The organism is Streptomyces sp. NPDC001890 (genome assembly GCF_042891445.1).
In the GTDB taxonomy this organism is placed as follows: domain Bacteria; phylum Actinomycetota; class Actinomycetes; order Streptomycetales; family Streptomycetaceae; genus Streptomyces.
Genome location: NZ_JBIATE010000032.1, coordinates 52,110 through 72,935, shown reverse-complemented (window position 1 = coordinate 72,935; position 20,826 = coordinate 52,110). Strand labels below are relative to the sequence as shown.

Annotated in this window: 16 protein-coding genes and 1 pseudogene; 7 read left to right on the top strand and 10 right to left on the bottom strand. The window is 68.6% G+C overall.

The genetic code is table 11. From position 1 onward, the window contains the following. Positions 1-41: 41 nt before the first annotated feature. The 3 genes from ACFYY1_RS38105 to ACFYY1_RS38095 all read left to right on the top strand — a co-directional run bounded on the left by ACFYY1_RS38105 (position 42) and on the right by ACFYY1_RS38095 (position 3,337). Positions 42-1,265: a KR domain-containing protein gene (locus ACFYY1_RS38105; protein WP_388594022.1), complete on the top strand. Its 1,224-nt coding sequence runs from the start codon at positions 42-44 to the stop codon at positions 1,263-1,265. Positions 1,266-1,373: 108 nt separating this feature from the next. Further along, positions 1,374-2,405, top strand: a complete 1,032-nt coding sequence (locus ACFYY1_RS38100; protein WP_388594019.1) for an ABC transporter ATP-binding protein — start codon at positions 1,374-1,376, stop codon at positions 2,403-2,405. A 77-nt stretch (positions 2,406-2,482) separates the two neighbouring features. Continuing rightward, positions 2,483-3,337, top strand: coding sequence for an ABC transporter permease (locus ACFYY1_RS38095; RefSeq protein WP_388594016.1), 855 nt, complete (start codon positions 2,483-2,485; stop codon positions 3,335-3,337). 92 nt (positions 3,338-3,429) lie between these two features. Here the strand turns inward: ACFYY1_RS38095 and ACFYY1_RS38090 are convergent, their stop codons facing one another. Next, positions 3,430-4,176 carry an ABC transporter permease gene (locus ACFYY1_RS38090; RefSeq protein WP_266737958.1) on the bottom strand — a complete coding sequence of 249 codons (747 nt, stop codon included), beginning with the start codon at positions 4,174-4,176 and terminating at the stop codon, positions 3,430-3,432. Next, positions 4,176-5,156, bottom strand: a complete 981-nt coding sequence (locus ACFYY1_RS38085; protein WP_388594014.1) for an ABC transporter ATP-binding protein — start codon at positions 5,154-5,156, stop codon at positions 4,176-4,178. Before ACFYY1_RS38085 ends, ACFYY1_RS38090 begins: the two co-directional genes overlap by 1 nt. Before the next feature lie 262 nt (positions 5,157-5,418). Between ACFYY1_RS38085 and ACFYY1_RS38080 the strand changes: the two genes are divergently transcribed. Beyond that, positions 5,419-6,837, top strand: a complete 1,419-nt coding sequence (locus tag ACFYY1_RS38080; RefSeq protein WP_388594011.1) for an FAD-dependent monooxygenase — start codon at positions 5,419-5,421, stop codon at positions 6,835-6,837. A 365-nt stretch (positions 6,838-7,202) separates the two neighbouring features. Here the strand turns inward: ACFYY1_RS38080 and ACFYY1_RS38075 are convergent, their stop codons facing one another. Next, positions 7,203-8,651: an MFS transporter gene (locus ACFYY1_RS38075; RefSeq protein WP_388594009.1), complete on the bottom strand. Its 1,449-nt coding sequence runs from the start codon at positions 8,649-8,651 to the stop codon at positions 7,203-7,205. Between the two features lie 281 nt (positions 8,652-8,932). Between ACFYY1_RS38075 and ACFYY1_RS38070 the strand changes: the two genes are divergently transcribed. Beyond that, positions 8,933-9,481 carry a YbaK/EbsC family protein gene (locus tag ACFYY1_RS38070; RefSeq protein ID WP_388594007.1) on the top strand — a complete coding sequence of 183 codons (549 nt, stop codon included), beginning with the start codon at positions 8,933-8,935 and terminating at the stop codon, positions 9,479-9,481. A gap of 24 nt (positions 9,482-9,505) precedes the next feature. Here the strand turns inward: ACFYY1_RS38070 and ACFYY1_RS38065 are convergent, their stop codons facing one another. The 4 genes and pseudogenes from ACFYY1_RS38065 to ACFYY1_RS38050 all read right to left on the bottom strand — a co-directional run bounded on the left by ACFYY1_RS38065 (position 9,506) and on the right by ACFYY1_RS38050 (position 14,116). Beyond that, positions 9,506-10,084: a CGNR zinc finger domain-containing protein gene (locus ACFYY1_RS38065; protein WP_388594004.1), complete on the bottom strand. Its 579-nt coding sequence runs from the start codon at positions 10,082-10,084 to the stop codon at positions 9,506-9,508. A 28-nt stretch (positions 10,085-10,112) separates the two neighbouring features. Next, the gene (locus ACFYY1_RS38060; protein WP_388594001.1) at positions 10,113-11,813 is read right to left on the bottom strand and encodes an ABC-F family ATP-binding cassette domain-containing protein; all 1,701 of its coding nucleotides are present in this window, start codon (positions 11,811-11,813) and stop codon (positions 10,113-10,115) included. 168 nt (positions 11,814-11,981) lie between these two features. Beyond that, positions 11,982-13,607, bottom strand: a pseudogene (gene abc-f / locus ACFYY1_RS38055) (ribosomal protection-like ABC-F family protein); the annotation flags it as partial. A 305-nt stretch (positions 13,608-13,912) separates the two neighbouring features. Next, complete coding sequence (locus ACFYY1_RS38050; RefSeq protein WP_388593998.1) at positions 13,913-14,116, bottom strand: hypothetical protein; 204 nt, start codon at positions 14,114-14,116, stop codon at positions 13,913-13,915. 181 nt (positions 14,117-14,297) lie between these two features. On the opposite strand from ACFYY1_RS38050, the gene pip reads away from it, so the two are divergent. Then, positions 14,298-15,257 (top strand): prolyl aminopeptidase, encoded by a 960-nt coding sequence (pip, locus tag ACFYY1_RS38045; protein WP_388593996.1) that lies wholly within the window; start codon positions 14,298-14,300, stop codon positions 15,255-15,257. 56 nt (positions 15,258-15,313) lie between these two features. Here pip and ACFYY1_RS38040 read toward each other — a convergent pair whose 3' ends face one another. Further along, positions 15,314-16,171 carry an alpha/beta fold hydrolase gene (locus tag ACFYY1_RS38040; protein ID WP_388593993.1) on the bottom strand — a complete coding sequence of 286 codons (858 nt, stop codon included), beginning with the start codon at positions 16,169-16,171 and terminating at the stop codon, positions 15,314-15,316. 78 nt (positions 16,172-16,249) lie between these two features. Here ACFYY1_RS38040 and ACFYY1_RS38035 point away from each other — a divergent pair, with 78 nt between their 5' ends. Then, a complete protein-coding gene (locus ACFYY1_RS38035; RefSeq protein WP_388593991.1) occupies positions 16,250-16,879 on the top strand; it encodes a sigma-70 family RNA polymerase sigma factor in 630 nt (209 codons plus the stop codon). Between the two features lie 73 nt (positions 16,880-16,952). Here ACFYY1_RS38035 and ACFYY1_RS38030 read toward each other — a convergent pair whose 3' ends face one another. Continuing rightward, positions 16,953-18,860, bottom strand: a complete 1,908-nt coding sequence (locus ACFYY1_RS38030) for an amino acid adenylation domain-containing protein (protein WP_388593988.1) — start codon at positions 18,858-18,860, stop codon at positions 16,953-16,955. Positions 18,861-18,953: 93 nt separating this feature from the next. Continuing rightward, a complete protein-coding gene (locus tag ACFYY1_RS38025) occupies positions 18,954-20,639 on the bottom strand; it encodes a carbamoyltransferase N-terminal domain-containing protein (protein ID WP_388593985.1) in 1,686 nt (561 codons plus the stop codon). Positions 20,640-20,826: the final 187 nt, after the last annotated feature.

Sequence of the window (20,826 nt, the reverse complement as noted above, 5' to 3'; positions counted from 1 at the left end):
GAGGACCCGACACCCCCGGCACCACCGAACTCGTCGCAGAAATACAGGAGCTGGGAGCCGGAGCAACCGTCGTCGCCTGCGACGCGACCGACCTGGCAGCCCTCACCGCCCTCGCCCGATCCCTCGAAACCGACGGAACCCCGGTCCGTACCGTCGTCCACGCCGCAGGCGTCGGTCAGCTCACTCCGCTTGCCGAGATCGGGAGTGCTGAGCTGGTCGACGTACTGCATGCGAAAGTTGCCGGCGCGGCGAATCTGGATGCTGTCTTCGCGGACGCCGATCTGGACGCGTTCGTGCTCTTCTCCTCGATTGCCGCGGTGTGGGGGAGCGGCGGGCAGGCGGGATACGCCGCTGCCAACGCCTACCTCGACGCCCTGGCCCAGGAGCGCCGGGCCCGTGGTCAGGTTGCCACCTCGATCGCTTGGGGCCCCTGGGGCGGCGGCGGCCTCGTGGACATCGAGGAAGAGGAGATGCTGTGTCGCCGTGGTCTGCCGGTCATGGAACCGGACAGCGCCCTGGCCGCGCTCGCGCAGGCGCTGACCGGCGACGAGACCTGCCTGGCTGTCGCCGATGTGATCTGGGACCGGTTCACACCGGCATTCACGGCCATGCGCCCGAGCCCGCTGCTCGGCGAACTGCCCGAGAACCAGCGGCTCGCCGAGACGGCCGCACTCCGGGAACAGGACCCGGCCACCGGCAGTGGCGACGTGGCCGCTGCCCTGCGGGAGCGTCTCGCCGCTGCCGGGGACGAGGCGGCCCGTGGCGAAATTCTGTTCGAACTCGTACGTGGTGAGACCGCCCGGGTGCTCGGAATCACGACGCCCGCGCAGATAAAGTCGCGGCGCGGGTTCGTCGAGATGGGCTTCGACTCCCTCATGGCGGTCGAACTGCGCAACGGGCTCACGAAGCAGACCGGATTCCGGCTTCCCGCAACTCTGATTTTCGATTTTCCGACATCCGTCGATCTCGTCCGTCATCTCGGTGAGCAATTCGCTCAGCAGAACACGGGCCGGGCCGACGGACCCGTGAACGAATCCGAAGCCGTTGCGGAGATCAAGAGACTTGAGCGCGTTCTCACGTCCTTTTCTCCACAAGGCGCGGACGGGGCAGGCATCACCAAGCGACTGGAAGCGCTCCTGTCCCGCTGGAACGCGACACAAGGGGCGAACCGGAGCGATCCGGAGCCCGTGGTCGACGACCTGCTTGAGACCGCGACGCCGGACGAGCTGTTCGATCTCATCCAGCGCGAGTTCGGAAAATCCTGACCGTGAACAGCGGCCGAGCCAATGGCTGACTGACGGCTGATCAACGACTGGTCAATGGCTGATCAATGACTGAGATTTCTTCTTTCGATTTCGATGAGGAGGCACAAAGTGCCAGAAACGGACACAGCCGCGCCTGACGCGGTGATAGTCGAGGATCTCGTCAAGGAGTACCTGCCCGGCATGCCCCGGGCGGTCGACGGGCTGAGCTTCACCGTGGCGCGCGGCGAGGTCTTCGGCCTCCTCGGCCCCAACGGGGCGGGCAAGACCACCACCATCCGCATGCTCACCACGATGGCGAAGGCCACGTCGGGCCGGGCCACTCTCGACGGCATCGACGTGATCGCCCACCCCGACCGGGCGCGCGGCGTGCTGGCGGTCGTCCCGCAGCACAACAACCTGGACCGTTCGCTGACGGTCAGGCAGAACCTCACGTTCCACGCCGCGTACCACGGCCTGAGCCGCTCCGAGCGGCGCCGCCGCGCCGACGAGCTGCTGGAACGGATGCAGCTCACCGAGAAGGCCGACTCGCTGGTGGACCAGATGTCCGGCGGCCAGGCGCAGCGCGTGATGATCGCCCGCGCCCTGATGCACGACCCGAGCGTGATGTTCCTGGACGAGCCGGCCACCGGCCTGGACCCGCAGGCACGGCTCTTCGTGCACGACCTCGTCGAGGAGCTGGGAAAGCAGGGCGTGACCGTCGTGATCACCACGCACGACATGGACGAGGCGGCCAAGGTCTGCGACCGCATCGGCATCGTCGACCACGGCAAGCTCCTGACCGTCGACACGCCCGACGGCCTGATCCGCTCGCTGCCGGGCGGCACGGTGCTCACCCTCAAGCTGAACCTTCTGGACGAGACCCCGGAGTCCGTCACCGAGGCGCTCACCGCCGTGCCGTGGGTCGCGGCCGCCGAGTTCGTGACGGGCGGCGGACCCGCTGCGCCCCCCTTCCCGGGCATGCCGGCCCCGGAGCCGGAGGAGGACCGCTTCGTGATCAGCGTCGAGTCCGGTGCCGGTGACGTGCTGCCCGGCGTGTTCAAGGTGCTCGGCGAGCTGAACTGCGAGGTCAGAGACCTGACCGTCCGCGAGGCAAGCCTTGAGGACGTCTTCATTCACATGACTGGTAGGGGACTTCGGTGACTGTCACAACATCCACGCCCGCCACGGCCGCAGGCACAGACACAGGCGTAGGCGCAGATACAGCCGCAGACGCGACGGTGGCCACCGAGCCCACCGAGCCCACCGAGCCCACCGCGCCGACTGCGCCGATCGCGCCCTCTGCATCCACCGGGCCGCGGAAGGTGTCGCAGAGCCGCATCCTCGGGTCCATCCTGTGGCGCGACATCCTGGTCACCGCCCGCCAGCCCTGGCTGTTCCTCGCGGAGGCGCTGCTCCAGCCGCTCTTCATCCTGTTCATCTTCGGCAAGGTCCTCGCCGACATGGACTACGTCGACAGCTCCTACGTTCCGCTGCTCCTGCCCGGCATCGTGGGCCTGACCGCCTTCATCAGCGCCCTCCAGGCCACCGCACTGCCCCTGGTCATGGACTTCTCGTACTCGAAGGAGATCGAGGACCGGCTGATGGCCCCGGTGGGCATCCGGCTGGTGGCCCTGGAGAAGATCGTCTTCGGCGGCATCCGCGGCTTCATCGCCGCCGCCCTCATGATCCCCGTGGGCATCCTCGTGCTGGGCGTGTCCTGGTGGCCGGCCGCCGCCCTGCCGCCGATCCTGGCCGTTCTCGTGCTCGGTTCGCTCCTCGGCGGCGCCCTCGGCCTCGTCCTGGGCACCGTCGTCCCGGCCCGTCGCGTCGGTGTGGTCTTCGGTCTCGCCCTGACGCCGCTGATGTTCACGGCGGCCGCACAGTACTCGCTGCTCAGCCTGCATGGGCTGAAGTGGTTCCAGGTGGTCGTGGGCATCAACCCGATCACGTACATCAACGAGGGTCTGCGCGCGGTCCTCCTCGACAAGGTGGACTCCGTGCCGCTCGGCATCGACCTCGGCGTCCTCGCGGCCGCGATCGTGGTGGCCTCGGTGGTCGGTATCCGCGGCTTCACCCGCCGCGCCGTCGACTGACCCGCATCGCACCCCTGTACGACACATGGCTGTGGGCGGCACCCGAACCGGGTGCCGCCCACAGCCATGTGTCGTACAGGGGGTACGAGCCCCTACGCCTTACGGCCGGAACGGCGGTAGGCGAAGGCCGCGTACGCGCCGAAGACCAGCAGCCAGACCACCAGCACCACGATGCCCGTCATGCTCGGCGCCTCGCCGTCCGTCGTGTTCCAGCCCAGTTCACCGAAGCGGTATCCCGGCGTCCACTTGGCCACCGAAGCCATCCAGCCCGGGAACTCACTGATGGGGAACCACAGCCCGCCGACCAGTGCGAGCGCCAGGTTGCAGACGATGTTCGTGACGTTCGTGGTCTGGGACGAGAGCTGGTAGCCGTTGGCGATCCCGAGCATGGTGAACGGCAGCGAGCCGACCCACAGCAGCAGTGTCAGCACCAGCCACTGCCAGGCGTCCAGCCGCACACCATTGACGATCATGGCCGTGAGCAGCACCACCACGATCGCCGGCAGCACCATCAGCGAGCCGGTCACCGCACGCCCGAAGACCACCTGCGCCGGAGACAGCGGCGTGATCCGCAGCTGCCGCAGCCACCCCACGGCCTTGTCCTCGGCGACCGCCGTGCCCGAGCTGAGCCCGGCGCTCAGCGCACCGTACGCCGCCAGACCCACCATCGCGGTCACGGCCCATTCGTCCGTTCCGCCGGAGCCGCCGCCGACATTGGTGAACATGATGTACATCAGCACCGGGGTGCCGATGCCGAAGATGACGAAGCCGGTGTCACGGAACGTACGACGCAGCTCAAGATTTACGTAGTTGGAAACGAGGGCGATCGAACTGGCCATCACGCGCCTGCCTTCGGGGTCTGGACAGCGGAATCGGACGAGGCGGAGGGGACGAACGGACGGCCCCCGTCACGACCCGAGTGGTGCGCCGTCAGGGCCAGGAACGCGTCCTCCAGGCCCGCCGGGGCGACTTCGAGACCCCGCGGCGTCACCACGCCCGGCAGGGCGCTCACCGTGGCGTCCGAGTCCGACGTACGCAGCCGCACCCGGCCGTCGACGACCTCGACCGACAGCACACCCGGCAGCGCGGCCAGGCTGTCCGGCATCGGCCCGTCCGGCACGGTGAAGGAGACCATGCTGGACCCCACCGTGTGCTTGATGTCGGCGCTGCTGCCGTCGGCGATCAGCTGGCCGCGGTCGATGACGACGATCCGGTCGGCGTTCTGGTCCGCCTCTTCCAGATAGTGCGTGGAGAAGAGCACCGTCTTGCCACGGTCGGTGAACGCGCGCATCGACTGCCAGAACAGCCGACGGGCCTCCACGTCGAGCGCCGCCGTCGGCTCGTCCAGCACCAGCAGATCGGGGTCCCCGGCCAGCGCGATGGCGAAGCTGACCCGCTGGGCCTGGCCCCCGGAGAGCTTGTCCGCGCGCCGCCCGGCCAGCTCGGTCAGGCCCGCCAGCCCAAGCGCCTCGTCGACTGCCATCGGGTTCGGATACGTACGGGTCACGAAGGACACCAGCTCACGCACCGTCACCCGGGAAACCGGCTTGGAATCCTGCAGCATCGCGCCGACCCGGCCGTCGCCCACCGCATGGCTCGGGGCCTGCCCGAACAGTTCCACCGTGCCGGAGGTCGGGTCGTCCAGACCCAGCAGCAGGCTGATGGCCGTCGACTTGCCCGCGCCGTTGCGACCGAGCAGGGCGACTCTCTCGCCTGGTCCGATGGTGAGATCGAGTCCGTCGACGGCGCGCACCGCGCCGAACTCCTTGACAGCGCCGGTGAATCCAACCACCGGTGTCGCCCTGTGTGTTGTCGTCATGGGCGGAACTCTAATGAGGATGACCAGTCATTCGGTAGCCAGAGATGTAGGGATTTCAGTCCTACAGAAAACATCTTGTGACCGGCAGCTGCCATGGTGATCTGCGATTTCCCTGTACGCCCCGGAAATTATCCCGGTTACCCCTACACATACCCCTAGACACCCCTGTCCTTGGAGGGGTACGGGGTGAACGGATCATCGCGCCGCGATTCACCGTACGGTAGTTGGCGATTCCACACAGCGGGAAAGGACCGGGTGACCGATGACTGGAAATCGACGTGCCGTGGTGTTGGGCGGTGGTTTCGCCGGCGCACTCACCTCTTCGATGCTGGTCCGGTATGTCGACGACGTGACAGTCATCGACCGGGATGAATACCCGCACGGACCAGAGCTCCGCAAGGGCGTTCCACAGGCCCGCCACTGCCACATTCTGTGGTCCGGCGGCGCCCGAATCATGGAGTCGCTCATCCCGGGGACGACCGACCGCCTGATCGAGGCCGGCGCGCACCGTATCGGAATTCCGAACGGTCTCGTTTCGTACACCGCCTTCGGATGGCAGCACCGCTTTCCGGAGACCGAGTTCACCATCGCCTGCAGCCGCGCGCTGCTCGACTGGACCGTGCGCGATCAGGCGCTGCGCAACCCCCGTATCTCGGTCCTCGACCGGACCGAGGCACTCGGACTGACCGGCACCGCCGAACGGGTCACCGGAGTCCGGGTCCGCGACAGTGCCTCCGACGAGGAACGGGTGCTGGAGGCCGACATCGTCGTCGACACCACTGGCCGCGGCTCCGCCATGAAGCGATGGCTGGGCGGCCTGGGCATCGCGGCTCCGCAGGAGGAGTCCGTCGACACCGGCATGGTCTACGCGACCCGGATCTTCCGCGCCCCCGAGACCGCCGGCGGCACGTTCCCGCTCGTCAGCGTGCTCGCCGACTCGCACCAGGGCGGGCCCGGCCGCAACGCCGTGCTGATGCCCATCGAGGACGACCGCTGGATCGTCACGCTCTCGGGTACCCGGGGCGGTGAACCGCCCGCGGACGAGGCCGGGTTCATGGCGTACGCACGGGAAAGCGTCCGGCACCCCCTGATCGGGGACCTGATCGCGGGCCTGGAACCGCTCACCGGCGTGCAGCGATCCCGCTCCACCATCAACCGGCGCCTGCACTACGACCGTCTCCCGGCCTGGCCCGCGGGACTTGTGGTACTCGGTGACGCGGCAACGGCCTTCAACCCGGTCTACGGGCACGGCATGAGCGCCGCCGCTCGCAGCGTCGCGGCCTTCGAGAAGCAGATACAGCTGCGCGACCTGGATCCCGGCCTCGGCCGTGCCGTTCAGCGCGCCGTCGCCAAGGCGGTCGACGACGCCTGGATGCTGGCCACGTCCGGCGATGTGAACTACCCCGACGTCGAGGTCGACAGCCGCGACCCGCGGCTCACCGACGACGACGGTTCCCGGCGCCGCGATTCGGACGTGATGAGCAGTGTGGCGACCCGTAACCGTGAGGTCAGCCGCGCCGCCGTCGGTCTGATGACCCTCTCCACCACCGTCGCCGAGATCCAGACCCCGTGGCTGCTCGCCGCGCTGCGCCGCGGATTCGAGGTCCCGGCGCTGACCGAGCCGCCACTGCGCCCGGAGGAACGCGCCGTGCTGCCCGTACTCAGCCACGCCACACGCTGAGACAGCGGTCCCGACAACCCTGTCCGCAACCCTGTCCGCCCGGCCCGCAGCAGCGGGAAGGGCGACCGGGCGGGCACAACCGCCGCCCACCGGGGCAGCACCGCCGCCCCACCCCAGCCGCTCCCCTCCGGCCACCGCCGGAGCGGGGGTCGTCCGGACCCCCACGCCGTCCAGGTCATCCCCCGTCCGGGACGGCGTCGGGCACCCGGCACCGCGCCTCGCCGGCGCGCGCGAAGCGCAGCCGGCGAGGCGCAGCAGTATCCGCCCAGCCGTCAGTCGCCGCTTCGTCGCCGTCCCCTCGCCGTCAGCTGCGCATCACCAGGCGTCACCAAGTGTCACTGGATGTCGCCAGGCGTCATCGGGTGTCACCGGGACAGGCGTGAGACCCAGGACCGGCGTGCGGCGGCCGTGGGGCCGGGGCGCAGGGCCAGGGCAATCAGGAGCCCCGTTGCCGCGAACCCGGAGCCGGTGGTGAACCCGGCGGACATGGTGTCGGCGAAGTCGGCGTACCCCGCCGACGTGGTGACCAGCAGCGCGATGCACAGCGAACCGCCGATCGCCTGGAACGCGTTGAGGACGCTGCCCGCCGAACCGAGCTCGTGGGGCCGCAGCCGGGAGGTGGCAAGCACGGTCGCCGGAACCACACAGAACGTCATGCCGGCGCCGAGCAGGACCAGCGAGGGCAGCACCCCCGTGAGATACGGATCCCCGTCCCGCAGGTGCGACAGCCACAGGTTCTCGACGGCGAGCGCGGTGGCACCGATGGCCATCATCAGCTTCGGCCCCAGGCTTCGTTCGATGCGCGGGGCCACCGCCGCGGTGGCAGCCATCGCCAGCGGTACCGGCAGCAGTGCGAACGCGGCCGCGAGCGCCGACCAGCCGTGGTGCTGCTGGAAGAACTGGCTGAGGAAGAAGTACGCGCCGATCAGCGCCCCGGGCAGCACCAGCATGCTGCCGAACGCCAGTGCCCGGTCACGGTCCTTGAACAGCGCGAGCCGCACGATGGGCTGATCCGTACGCCGCTGCGAGCCGATGAACAGAGACAGCAGCGCCAGCCCGGCCAACAGCGGCCCCGCCACCCGCGCGGAGCTCCACGGATGTTCGCCGGCCTGCGACAGGCCGTACACCACCGCACCGACGCCGGTCGCGGAGAGCAGCGTGCCGCGCAGGTCGAAGCGCCCGCGGACCCGCGCCGTCTCCTCGATGACGCGCGGTGCGAGCAGGACGATCGCCAGCCCCACCGGCACGTTCAACAGCACCAGCCAGCGCCAGGAGCCGACCGAGCCCAACGCCCCCGCCAGCAGCAGGCCACCGGCCGTGGAGGACGCACCGACCGCCGTGCAGAGGGCGATCGCCCGCTTGCGGGCGGGGCCTTCGGGGAAGGTGGCGAGCATCAGTACGAACCCGTTGGCCGCGGCGAACGCGGCCCCGGCGCCCTCCACCGCGCGTACCGCGATGAGCAGCTCGCCACCGGTGACCGCGGCCCGTGCGGCGGCCGCGGCCGTGAACAGCCCCACGCCCGCGACGAACATCCGGCGCCGCCCCAGAATGTCTCCGGCCCGTCCGCCGAGCAGCAACAGCCCGCCGAAAGCCAGCAGATAGGCGCCGATCACCCAGGACGCGGCGAGCGCCGAAAGTCCCAGATCCGCCCGGATCCCCGGCAGCGCGATGTTCATGATGGGGTCGTCGAGCTGGATCATCGCGTTGCAGCCGGCGATGACAGCGAGCGCGAGCCCGGGTCTGGCGCGCCGGCCGGGTTCCGTCGGGACGGCCGCCGCCACCTCCAGCGGGGACTCGGACACAGACGCGGACATGAACTGCCTCCCGTGGTACCTGGACCCAATGACCACGGCACGGTCTCAGGAATCGCTGGAGCAGCGTTCGAGACCCGAAGGAGGGAGCCAAGAAGGAGGGAGCCAAGCAGATATAGAGCCACGAAGGAGGGGGCCAAGAAGATGGAGAGCCAAGAAGGAGAGAGCCGACGAGGAGAGAGAGGGTGCGTTGTGCGGTATCAGGAGCGTCCGGATAGCGGTGAGCCGACGTCCCGAGTTGGTCACCACCGCGAGCTGAGCGCGCACTCAGACACTCAGTGGCCATGACCACCACGACCTACCAGAGGCTGATCGGCCTGCTGGGCGAGAACGACGCCCGCTACCGCCTCGTCGACCACGCCCCCGAGGGCCGCACCGCCCCGGCCAGTGTGCTCCGCCGCCATCCCCTGGCCCAGGCGGCCAAGTGCCTGGTCGTACGGGTGGCTTTGGGCCGGAAGGCGCGCCGCTACGTGCTGGCCGTGATTCCCGGCGACCGCAGGGTCGACCTCGACGGCCTGCGCGATCTGTACGACGGCACCGAGGCGTCGTTCGCCGCCCGCGATGTCGCCGAGCAACTGGCCGGCAGCGTGAGCGGGACCATCATCCCGTTCGCCTTCCATCAGGAGCTCGAACTGCTCGCCGACCCTGACCTCCTGGCCCACGACGAGATCTACTTCAACGCCGCCCGCCTCGACCGCTCGGTGGCCCTGGCCACGGCCGACTACCAGCGACTGGCCGAGCCCAGGGTGCTCCCGATTGCCCAGCCCCCGGAGCCCTCGGAGCCCTGGGAGCCCTGGGAGCCTCGTGAGGCGCACGCCATCCTCCCCGCCTGAGCACGGAGGAACCGGGCGCGCACGCTACTGCGCCACCGCGGTGTGCGCGCTCTTCTTGCGCGCCCGGTAGGCGGCTGCCTTGATTTTGTTGCCGCAGGACTCCATGCCGCACCACTGCCGCCGCATGCCCCGGGAGCGGTCGATGTAGATGCGGGTGCACTCGGGATTGCCGCACTCCTTGAGCAGGGGTACGTCCGGCCCGTTCAGGAGCTCGATCGCAAGGCGTGCCACGGTGGACAGGGCTTCGTCCGGCGTCGCTTCCGTCCAGCGTCCCGAGGCGGTGAGCTGCGGTGCGGCGGGCGGTTTGCGCGCCGCACCGTTCAGCACGTCCAGCGCCGCCTCGGAGTACTCCTCACCGAGGCGGCGGGCCGTGACCAGCTGATAGACGGCTTCCCGTACGGACTTCGCCCGATCGACATCGGCCTGGTCGATGTCGGTCCGGTCGCCCGGGGAAATCGCGTCGACGATGCCGGATTCCAGGTACCACGCCCGCAGCCGCTCCGGCGTCACGAACATCTCGAACCGCACCGAGCGCCGGGCCCGGAGTGTCGCGGCGAAGTCGAGTGCCGGGTTTCCGCACACGAAGACATGATCCAGATTCACATCACCATTCTGGCAGGTGACGAAAGCCTCAGCAAGGCTCGCCCCCCGCCGGACCGCCGACGCTCAGCCGGATCTCGCGGCCCTGCCAGCGTCTGCGCAGCCAACGATCGTGGCTGGCCAGGACGATCGCTCCGGGGCCAGTACCCAGGGCGGCCTCCAGTTCGTCGCACAACCGCGGGGACAAGTGGTTCGTCGGCTCGTCGAGCAGCAACAGCTCCGGCGGACGCGCCACCAGGAGCGCCAGCGCGAGCCGGCGGCGCTGACCGACCGACAACTGACCGACCGGCTTGTCCAGATCCGCCTCGTGCAGCAGGCCCAGCGAGCGCAGCGGGACCTTCTCCGCCCGCTCGGCGCCGAGCGAGCGCTCGTACGTCTCACGCCCGGTCAGGTCGGGGCGGCCGAACACGGTGTCCTGGGCCAGCAGTCCCACCGCCAGCCCCTGCCGCCGTCTCACCTCGCCCTCGGCCGCGAGACGCCCGGCGAGCACGGACAGCAGCGTCGACTTCCCCGCGCCGTTGCCTCCCGTGACGAGGAGGCGTTCGGTCGCCGACACGTCCAGCCGCGGGACGACGAGCCGGTCCGGCACCCGTACGTCGCGCAGCGAGACGAGGGTGCCGTCCGCCGACACCTCATCGAGCGATGTGGCGCCGAGCGCGGCGACGGCGGATGCGGCGACGGGTGGTGCGGCGACGGCGAGTGCGGTGCCGTGGAAACGCAGCGGCTGCGGCGGCTCACCGGTCTGCCGACGCTCCAGCCCGTCCAGCCGGCGGGTGGCGTTGCGCACCCGCCGGGAGACCTGGCTCTGTACCCGTCCGGCGCGATGGCCGTAGCCCATCTTCTCGTTGTCGGGCCGCTCCCGGTCCGGTGCCACGAGGCGCGCGGTGACCCCGGCCGAGTGGCGCAGCGCCGCCAGTTCCTCCTGCTCCTCGGCGTACCGCCGTTCCCAGCGTTCCCGCTCGGCACGCTTCTCGGCCAGATAGGTGCTGTAGTTGCCGCCGTAGCGGACCGGGCCGTCCATGGCCGGGTCGAGATCGACCAGATCCGTGCAGACGGCGTCGAGGAAGGCCCGGTCGTGGCTGGCCACCACGACGACCCCGGGCAGACCGCGCACCTGCTCCTCCAGGAACGCGGCGGCGCCGTCGTCGAGATGGTTGGTCGGCTCGTCCAGCAGCAGGGCCGAAGGGCGCCTGACCAGCAGTGCGGCCAGCGCCAGCCGACCGCGCTGCCCGCCGGAGAGGGAGCCGAGCACCCGGTCGTGCCGGAACGCGCCGAGGCCGAGCCCGTCGAGCACGATCGCGGCTCGCCGGTCGGCGTCCCAGACCTCTCGCTCCTGGGCCTGTTCGAGCTGCCGGCCGTACGCGTCGAGCAGCTCGGCGTAGCCGGGGGAGTCCTGCGGTACGTGGGCGAGCCGCTCGGTGAGACGTTCGAGCTCGGCCAGGTCGTCGCGGGCCTCGCGCAGGGCCTCGTCCAGCACGTCGGCGATCGTCGACGCGTCGTCGAACGGCAGCTCCTGGTGGAGGAAGCCCAGGTCGGCGGGGCGTGTGACGCTCCCGGCGTCGGGTTCGTCCACTCCGGCGAGCAGCCGCAGCAGCGTCGACTTGCCGACGCCGTTCTCCCCGATCAGCCCGATGCGGTGGCCGGGGGAGGCGGTGAGGGAGACGCCGTCGAGGACTCGCCGGGCCCCCAGGGTGCGGACGACGTCGTGGGCGAGCAGGGCTGGTCGGGACATGGTGTTCCACCTGATGCGATCGGTGTTCGGCCCGCCGGGTGGGTGACCCACCTCGGGCGCGGGCCCGGTCAGCACATCAGCGGTTCACAGCCCCGGAGCTCCCGTCCCCGGAGCTCCCGTCCCCGGAACTCCTGTCACCGGAGTTCCCGTCCCAGGAGCTCCTGCCACCGGCGCTCCGGTCTCCGTCAGCTCTCCGCCGGCCAGCCTCAGCCACCGGTCCACGCCGATCCGGGTGAGGAAACGCTCGTCGTGGCTGACCACCACGAACGCTCCCCGGTACGAGCCCAGCGCGCCCTCCAGCTGGCCGGCGCTCACCAGATCGAGGTTGTTCGTCGGCTCGTCCAGGAGCAGCAGGTGCGGAGCAGGTTCGGCGCACAGTACGCAGGCCAGCGTGGCGCGCAGCCGCTCGCCGCCGGACAGCACCCCGACCGGGAGATGGGCCCGGGGGCCCCGGAAGAGGAAGCGGGCGAGCAGATTCATCCGCTCCGCCTCCGTCCGGTGCGGTGCGAACGTGGCGAAGTTCTCGGCGACCGTTCGGTCGAGTTCCAGCAGGTCCAGCCGCTGCGACAGGTAGGCGATCCGGCCGTCGGCCCGCTTGATCTGCCCGCTGTCCAGCCCCAGTTCGCCGTTGAGCAGCCGCAGCAGCGTGGTCTTGCCGGAGCCGTTGGGACCGGTCAGCGCGATGCGTTCGGGGCCTCGGACCGTCAGGTCGACGCCCGCTTCGGCGAACAGGGCGCGCCCGTCGTGGCGTACCTGCATCTGCTCGCCGAGGACGAGTGTGCGTCCGGCGGGCACATCGGTGTCCGGCAGGTCCAGCGTGATGCGCTGCTCGTCGCGCAGGGCGCGCCCCGCCTCGTCCAGCCGGGCCTTCGCCTCGGTCACCCGGGACGAGTGCAGCTGGCCCGACCGGCCCGCGGACTCCTGGGCGCCGCGCTTCATGTTTCCGGCGAAGATGCGCGGCAGGCCCGCGCTCTTGAGGTTGCGGGCGGCATTGCTCGCTCGGCGCTCGGCGCGTTCGCGGGCCTGCTGCATCTCCCGCTTCTCCCGCTTCAGCTCCTGTTCGGCGTTGCGGATGTTCTTCTCGGCGACCTCCTGCTCGGCCCGCACGGCCTCTTCGTACTCGGTGAAGTTGCCACCGTGGAAACGCAGTTCGCCGCGTTCGAGTTCGGCGATGCGCTCCATGCGGTCGAGCAGCGCCCGGTCGTGGCTGACCAGCAGCAGGCAGCCGTTCCAGTCCTCCAGCACGTCGTAGAGCTTGTGCCGGGCGTCGAGATCGAGGTTGTTGGTCGGCTCGTCGAGCAGCAGTACGTCGGGCCGCTTCAGCAGCTGGGCCGCCAGGCCGAGCGAGACGACCTGGCCGCCGCTGAGTGTGCTCAGGCTCCGGTCGAGGGCGAGATCGGCGAGGCCGAGCCGGTCCAGCTGGGCCCGGGTGCGTTCCTCGATGTCCCAGTCGTCGCCGATGACCGTGAAGTGTTCCTCGCCCACGTCCCCGGACTCCACGGCGTCCAGGGCCCGGATCACCTCGGCGACGCCCAGGACCTCGGCCACCGTGAGATCACCGGTCAGGGGGAGGCTCTGCGGGAGATAGCCGAGAGTGCCACCGACGGACACGGACCCGGTGCCGGGCCGCAGCTCGCCGGCGATCAGCTTGAGAAGGGTGCTCTTGCCGGAGCCGTTGGGCGCGACCAGGCCCGTCCGGCCGCTGCCGATGGAGAAGGAGAGGTCGTCGAAGACCGGGGTGTCGTCGGGCCAGGCGAAGGACAGGTTCGAGCAGATGATGGCGGCGTCGGACATGGAGAGACCTCGAATGGGATACGGGCAGGCACGGACCACTGCCCGGGACATGGAAGAAGGGGACGACTGAACGGCCACGACGGCGATGCTCCTGGGCATCGGCCGGTGGCCTGACAGAACGGGGTCTCACCCCGAGATGTCGTCGTCACCCACCATGTCTGGTCTCCTCGATTCGATACGTGATCAACGCTTTCGCGAGCTTAGCAGCAGCTCCTCGGCGACCCCTCGCAATTTCTTGCCGCACGACGACCGCACGAAGACCGCACGAAGACCGCACGGCGGCTGGACGACGACCGGACGGTCGGCTACAGGCCGAGGTCGGCGGCCAGGCAGGAGAAGGACATCCACGAGCCCTCCGGGTCGTACGCATCCCTCGCGGACTCCTTCGGCGAGGCGGGCTTCACCTCGACCATGTCCTGGTAGGGGACGCGCTCGGGCAGCTTGCCGAACCGCTCGTGCCGGGCCGCTGCGGCACTGTCCATCGTGTTCGCGGCATTGGTGGTCTGCATGGCCGGACTCCGCTCGGTTCATCGGTTGCGGATCGCGCCGTTGGCGCTGGGCTGATATCAGCGTCGCACCGACCTCGTCACCTGTCAAACAGGTGACGTCACCGGCTTGTGCGTATGGTGTTCGGCTTGTGTCTTCGACGAACTCGATGAACTCGACGAATTCGATGGAGGAGAACCGGACATGACAGCCCCCTATCCGCCGATCGATCCCTACGACCACGGGATGCTCGACACCGGCGACGGAAACCTCATCTACTGGGAGACCTGCGGAAACCCCGACGGGAAGCCCGCCCTCGTCGTCCACGGCGGCCCCGGTTCGGGCTGCTCGACGGGCCCACGCAGGTCCTTCGACCCGGAGCGCTACCGGATCATCCTGTTCGACCAGCGCGGCTGCGGCCGGAGCACACCCCATGCCGCCGAACCCACCACCGACATGAAGCTCAATACCACCGAGCATCTGATCGCCGACATGGAGCAACTGCGCGAACACCTCGGTGTCGAAAGGTGGTTGCTGTACGGCAGCTCCTGGGGGTCCACGCTCAGTCTCGCGTACGCCGAACGGCACCCGGAGCGGGTGTCGGAGATCGTCCTCGCCGCTGTCACCAGCACCCGCCGCTCCGAGATCGACTGGCTCTACCGGGGCGCCGGCCGGTTCTTCCCGGATGCGTGGGAGCGATTCCGCAACGGTGTCCCCGAGGCCGACCGGGGCGGCGACCTCGTCGGGGCGTACGCGCGCCTCATGGGCAGCCCCGACCCGGACGTACGGGCCAAGGCCGCGACCGACTGGTGTGCCTGGGAGGACGCGGTCCTGTCCGCGGAGCCGAACGGCTCGCCCAACCCGTACGGCAGCAGGCCGCCCCAGGCCATGCTGGCGTTCGTACGGATCTGCTCGCACTACTTCGCGCACGGGGCCTGGCTGGAGGAGGGGCAGTTGATCCGCGACGCGGGACGCCTGGCGGGCATCCCCGGCTTCCTGCTCCACGGCCGCCTCGACATCAGCGGACCGCTCGACACGGCCTGGGAACTCGCCCGGGCCTGGCCCGGCTCGGAACTCGTGGTCATCGAGGACTCGGGCCACAAGGGCAGCGCCGCCATGAGCGCGGCCCTGTACGAAGCGTTCGAGCGGTTCGCGCAGGAGTAGCCGGCGGGACAGGAGCAGCCGCAGGACAGGAGCAGCCGGCAGGAAGGGTGCGGGCGTCAGCTCAGGAACGCCGCGACGGTTGCCGTGAACCGGTCCGCGTCGTCGAGCCAGGGATAGTGACCTGCCCCCGGCTGTACCACGAGTTCGGCATCGCGGAACGACTCGCCCGCCTCGGCCACCGACCGGGGCGGGCTGTTCACGTCGAACTCTCCGGCGAGCAGCAGGACGGGGGCCCCGAAGCCGGTGAGCGCCGCACGGGTGGCGTCCGGCGCGAAGGCTCCCTCGGCCGCGAAGAGGGCGACGGCCTCCTCGTTGTCCGGCCGGCTCGCCGCCTGGTGCCGCCGGGCCGCGGCGTCCCACCGGCCGTAGAAGAAGGGGCTGATGGCCTCCCAGTCACTGCCGGTTCCCGCGGTGACCGCCTCCAGGGCGGCGTACGCCGTCGGGAACCATGGTTCGTCCCGGCGAAGCCGCGCGAGTTCACGTCGCGCCTCCCCGGTGATCGTGATTCCCAGGGCCCGGGTGCCCGGGGCGATCAGGGCGAGTCTGCCGACGTTCTTCGGGTGGCGAGCCGCGTACTGCGTCGCGAGGTTCGCTCCGGCCGAGTGGCCGAGCAGATCGATCCGGGGGAGTCCGAGGTGGGTGCGCAGGGCTTCGACGTCTTCGACGAGGCGGTCGCAGCGGTAGGAGGAGGTGTCGTCGGGGATCGCGGACCGTCCGGTGCCGCGCAGGTCCAGGACGATCAGCCGGCGGTGCGCGGACAGGCCGCCGAGGTCGCCGAGGTAACGGGAGTCCGCGGGACCTCCGGGGATGCAGATGACCGGGGCGCCGTCGCGATCGGTACCACGACCGCTGTCCTGGTCTCCGTGTATGTGGTAGGCGAGCCGGGTTCCGTCAGGTGCGCAGAAAGTGGGCATGGCAAGGACCATGCCACCTCATAACCAAGTTGTACAACCTGGTTATGAGGTGACGGGGGCAAGGTGTATAACCGAAACATGGCAGGCGAAGAGAGCACGCACCGGGCCCCCGAGGCACTGACCGAGGAACAGGCCGGGCGCATGCTCGCCGAGATGAACGAGGTCATCCGCGCGGGCGAGGAGATGCGGAAGCTGCGCGCCGAAATGATCAAGCTGTTCATCGGCTTCGGCTGGACGCAGGACAGGATCGCCCGGCTCGCGGCCATGAGCCAGCCCGCCGTGTCCAAGCAGTTGGCGAAATACCGGCTGGACGACGAACCGCCGCCCCCGATGGCGCTCTCCCTCGACCAGCACGACGTCCCATGGCTCGAAGGACGCCTGTGGGCCCTTGCCGAGGAGATCTCGGAGACCCTCGGCGACACCGCCCGCTGCACCCGCTACGTCAACGCCATCGCCCGTGGGAAGAAGCGCTTCACTCCCGAGAACGTCGACGAGCTGCGCCGCCTCGTCGAGGACGACCTGAGACGGCACCGGGAGACGATGCCCGGCAGCTACCAGGAGGCGTACGACAAGATCAGCCGCGGCCTCGACATCCCCGCGAAGTCGACCGCCACCACATCGGCCTCCGCCTCCGCCACCACATCGGCCTCCGTGCGCCGCACCCTCGCACACCGGATCCAACGGGACCGGCTCAGGGGCGACGCCTGATCCTGTGGTCGTGGTCGTGGTCGTGGTCGTGGCTGCGTCCGTGGCCGTGGTCGTGGCCGTGGTCGTTCCAACCTCAGCGATCGGAAGAATCGAGACTCGCCACGAGCTCCTTGATCGTCGGGTAGGTGAACAGCGAAGCGATGCTGACTTCGATCTGCAGATCATGTTCGAGTCGAGCGATCAGCTTCATGACCAGAATGCTGTTGAGTCCGAGGTGGAACAGATCGTCCTCCATCCCGATGGTCTCCGGCTCGGCATCGATGATCTCCGCAACGAGGGTCTGCAGCTGCTTTTCGAGCTCTGTCCGCGGGGCAAGGGCGTTGCCGCGTGAATCGGGCTGGAGATCGCGCAGCGCCTGGAGGTCCAGCTTTCCGTTTACCGTCATGGGGAGCTCACTGATCTGCACCAGCACCTGGGGCACCATGTAGGAAGGCAGCCTGATCCCCACATGCAGAGTCAACTCCGTGACATCCAGGGGGGATTCGGCGACGTAGTAGCCGATGATGCTGTCGACGCTGCCGCCCTCCGCCTGGCGATCACCAAAGGCACCGGGCAGTACCACGCTGTCCAGCACGCCCGGATACGTGCGAATGACTTCCTCGATCTCGGACAGCTCGACGCGGAAGCCTCTGACCTTGATTTGGGAGTCGTTGCGGCCGACGTAGTCCAGGACTCCGTCCGAGCGCCAACGCGCCAGGTCTCCGGTCCGGTAGAGGCGGTGATTTCGCCCATGGGGCCCATGGGCGAGATCGGCGATCTCCGCATCGGTCCGGAACGGGTTCGCGACGAACTTCTCCGAGGTCAACGCCGGCTGATTGAGATAGCCACGTGCCAGCCCCGGACCGGCGAGGCAGACCTCTCCGATGGCACCGACAGGGACCGGTCGCAACGCTTCGTCCAGCACCAGCACATGTGCGTTGTCATGGGGGCGGCCGATCGCCAGATCGAGTTCGCGCACGCGCTGCGAGACGGTTGAGATGGTGGCTTCCGTCGGCCCGTACTCATTGAAGACAGGCACCTTGTTCGCCCGTGTCATCTCGCGGAAGCACGCAACATCCAGCGCCTCGGCTCCGACCACCAGACGCTTCAGGCTGGGCACTTCGCCGAGGCCGACATGCTTGAAGAGGGTCGGAGTGGCGTTGATGTGCGTGACCCCGTGCGTCCCGAGGTACTCGGTGAACCGTTCGCTCCGCGTCCACAGCTCGTTGGGTGCCAGCAGCAGCGTGTTTCCCGTGAGCAGGGCGAGGATCATGGGGTACACGCCGCCGTCGAACGCGTAGTTGAGGAGTTGCAGCACCACCTCGCTGCCCTGGCCCGTCATTCCGTAGCGGGTGCTGCCGACACACACCTGATTCACCACGGAACGCTGCTCGACCACGACACCCTTGGGGGTGCCGGTCGTTCCAGAGGTGTAGATGACGTAGGCGGAATCAGCAGCACTGCGATCAGCGCACCGGGGAATCGGACGACCGCTGTCCTGCTGGTGGCGATCCCACGGACCATCGAGTGCTCTCACCGCCGTCCTGCCCGATGGCGATACCAACCGCTCCATTCGTCCGCGGTGGTCCTCGCCGCACAGGACCACGGACGAGGCGCTGTCCTCAAGTATGTACCGCGCACGTTCGTCCGGTGTCTCCGGATCGAGGGGGACGTAGGCGCCACCGGCCTTCCACACCGCGATGATGGCGACAGTCATCTCCGTACTCGGGCTGAAGCACAGGGCGACAAGGCGTTCCGGTCCTACCCCGTGGTCCTCCATCAGGCCATGAGCCACCCTGTCCGACCATTCGTCCAGTTCCCGGTAGGTCAGCCGGTCCTCACCGAACACCACCGCCGGGACACCGGGAGAGGCCGCTGCCCGTGCCCGGAACACATCGGGGATCGTCTGCTCGAACGGAACCTCGTGTTCAGCACCCCTCCCCAGGGCAACGACCCGGTTCTGCTCCTCGCTCGACAAGAGCTTCAGTTCGGAAATCTTCAAGGCATCCTCACAAATGCTTCAGGGTGGAATGAACATTTCTCGCACGCATGGACAGTGCGCAGCGAACCAGTCGCTCTCCTGTGGCGAAGATTCCTATTCGCCGGTGCCGTGGCCGGTGTACAGGACACCGTCGGACCAGATGTAACGAGTTCCGCCCCATCGGGCCGCTGATTCGACGTCGGGGAAGAAGCCCCGCCCTTCCAGATTTGCACTGGTGTTGCAGAGCACCGGCACCCCGCTTATCTCTGCATATGCAGCGAGAATGCGGGCGGTGGCCGAGTCCAATGCCGGTGAGATGGTCTGAAGCCGGGCCGTACCGTCCAGATGTATGACAGCCGGAACGCGTTCGGCCCATTCCGGACGGAGGCGGTGTTCGAACAGCATGTATGGATCGGGTGTGCCGGGTTCGAATACCTCGGGAGCGCGGTCCTCCAGGCAAATGGGTGCGACGGGCCGATAGTCGGCCCGGTTCTTTATGGAATTGAGCCGGTCCTTCATCCGGGGGTCGGTCGCGTTCGCCAAGATGCTCCGATTGCCGAGCGCGCGCGGGCCCAGCTCCGCGCGCCCGGAAAGAACCACCACCGGCTCACCTTCCGCGTGCAGGATGCCGGCCAGCTGCCGCTCATCGCATGGTTCGGCCCGCCACCCGGCAGGGAGTTCGCCCACGGTGACCGCCGGCCCGCTGAAGACCTCCCAGTCCAGGTCGATACGTCCGCGCCGGAACATTTCACAGGCAGCCGTACCGATAGCTGCTCCTGCATCGTTGGGGAAGGGCGGTATAAATACTTCCCGGAATACACCGCTGCTACGAACAGCGGTGTTCCACTTGATATTGAGCGCGCAGCCACCGCTCAGTACAAGATTCCAGTCACCGCCAGGAAATCGTCGTTCCACCACGCTGATGAGCCGCTGGAGAAGATTGCGACCCAGATACGCCTGATACGTGGCGATGATATCCGCGTCGGACAGGCCGGGCATCAACTCATCGCGATTCGAGGCGAGTTTCGAACCCAGTACGTCGGCGTTCTCGGTGGTAATGTCAGGGAACCCTGCGGTTATATTGTCGATGACCGCGAAGGCGGAAGCCTCGACATTCCCCAGAGCGGCGTATGCCATCGCCTTTCCGGCAATGGAGAGATGATGACGTATCTGCTGTTCCGACGACATGCCACTGGTGTCACGCCGGAACGGACCGAAGTGCGCGCTGAAATCCGCAAAGCTGTTTCCCGTGACGGGCGTCAGCGCCGACACCAGGGAAACCTCTCGGGTGGCCGCCTGCACCCGGTACAGACGAGGCACGATCCTTCCGTCCCAGACCAGGACGAACGCGTCCTCCCCCCGTGCGGCGAACGGGCTTGAGCAGTAGGCCCCCAGGAGGTGGTTGGCCACATGGGTGTAACTGGCATAGCCTCGCGCATCGCCGAAGACATGGTCGTCAAAGGTGTGGCGCTGCAGAACACCGCCATCGCCCGGCCCTTCGACGTACGGGGCGACTCGCAGCCGCACCTTGCGATCGCCATCGCCATCGCCATCGCCGAGATCCACCGCCGGAGCGCCCTCGTCGTTCTGCGCATACCACCCGTCCACGACGAACTGATCCACATCGGCCGGCGACAGCCCTTCGGTGGCCAGTATTTCGGCCACTCGGCCAACGTCCCCGAGGGAGCTGTAGCGTTCTCCGTTGTTCAGCTTCTCGGTTTCGACGCTGAAAAGGAGGCGACCGTCTTCGATGACCGCAACCCCGCCATCATGCGATGCTTTTACCCCACAAATAAGCATTGATCAGTCGCACCCTTCTGGTCGCATAGCGACCTGGTTTCCGGATGGGATGGTCTCGAACTCCCACTTCGTCGGGACGCCCGGCTGAGGAGCTTCCGTGGAAGTCAAGCAGTTCGGTATTCCGGTTCGCCGCGCCACGCTGTTCTCTTCGACCCGAAGCGACTTTGATACCGAGAATCCGGGAACG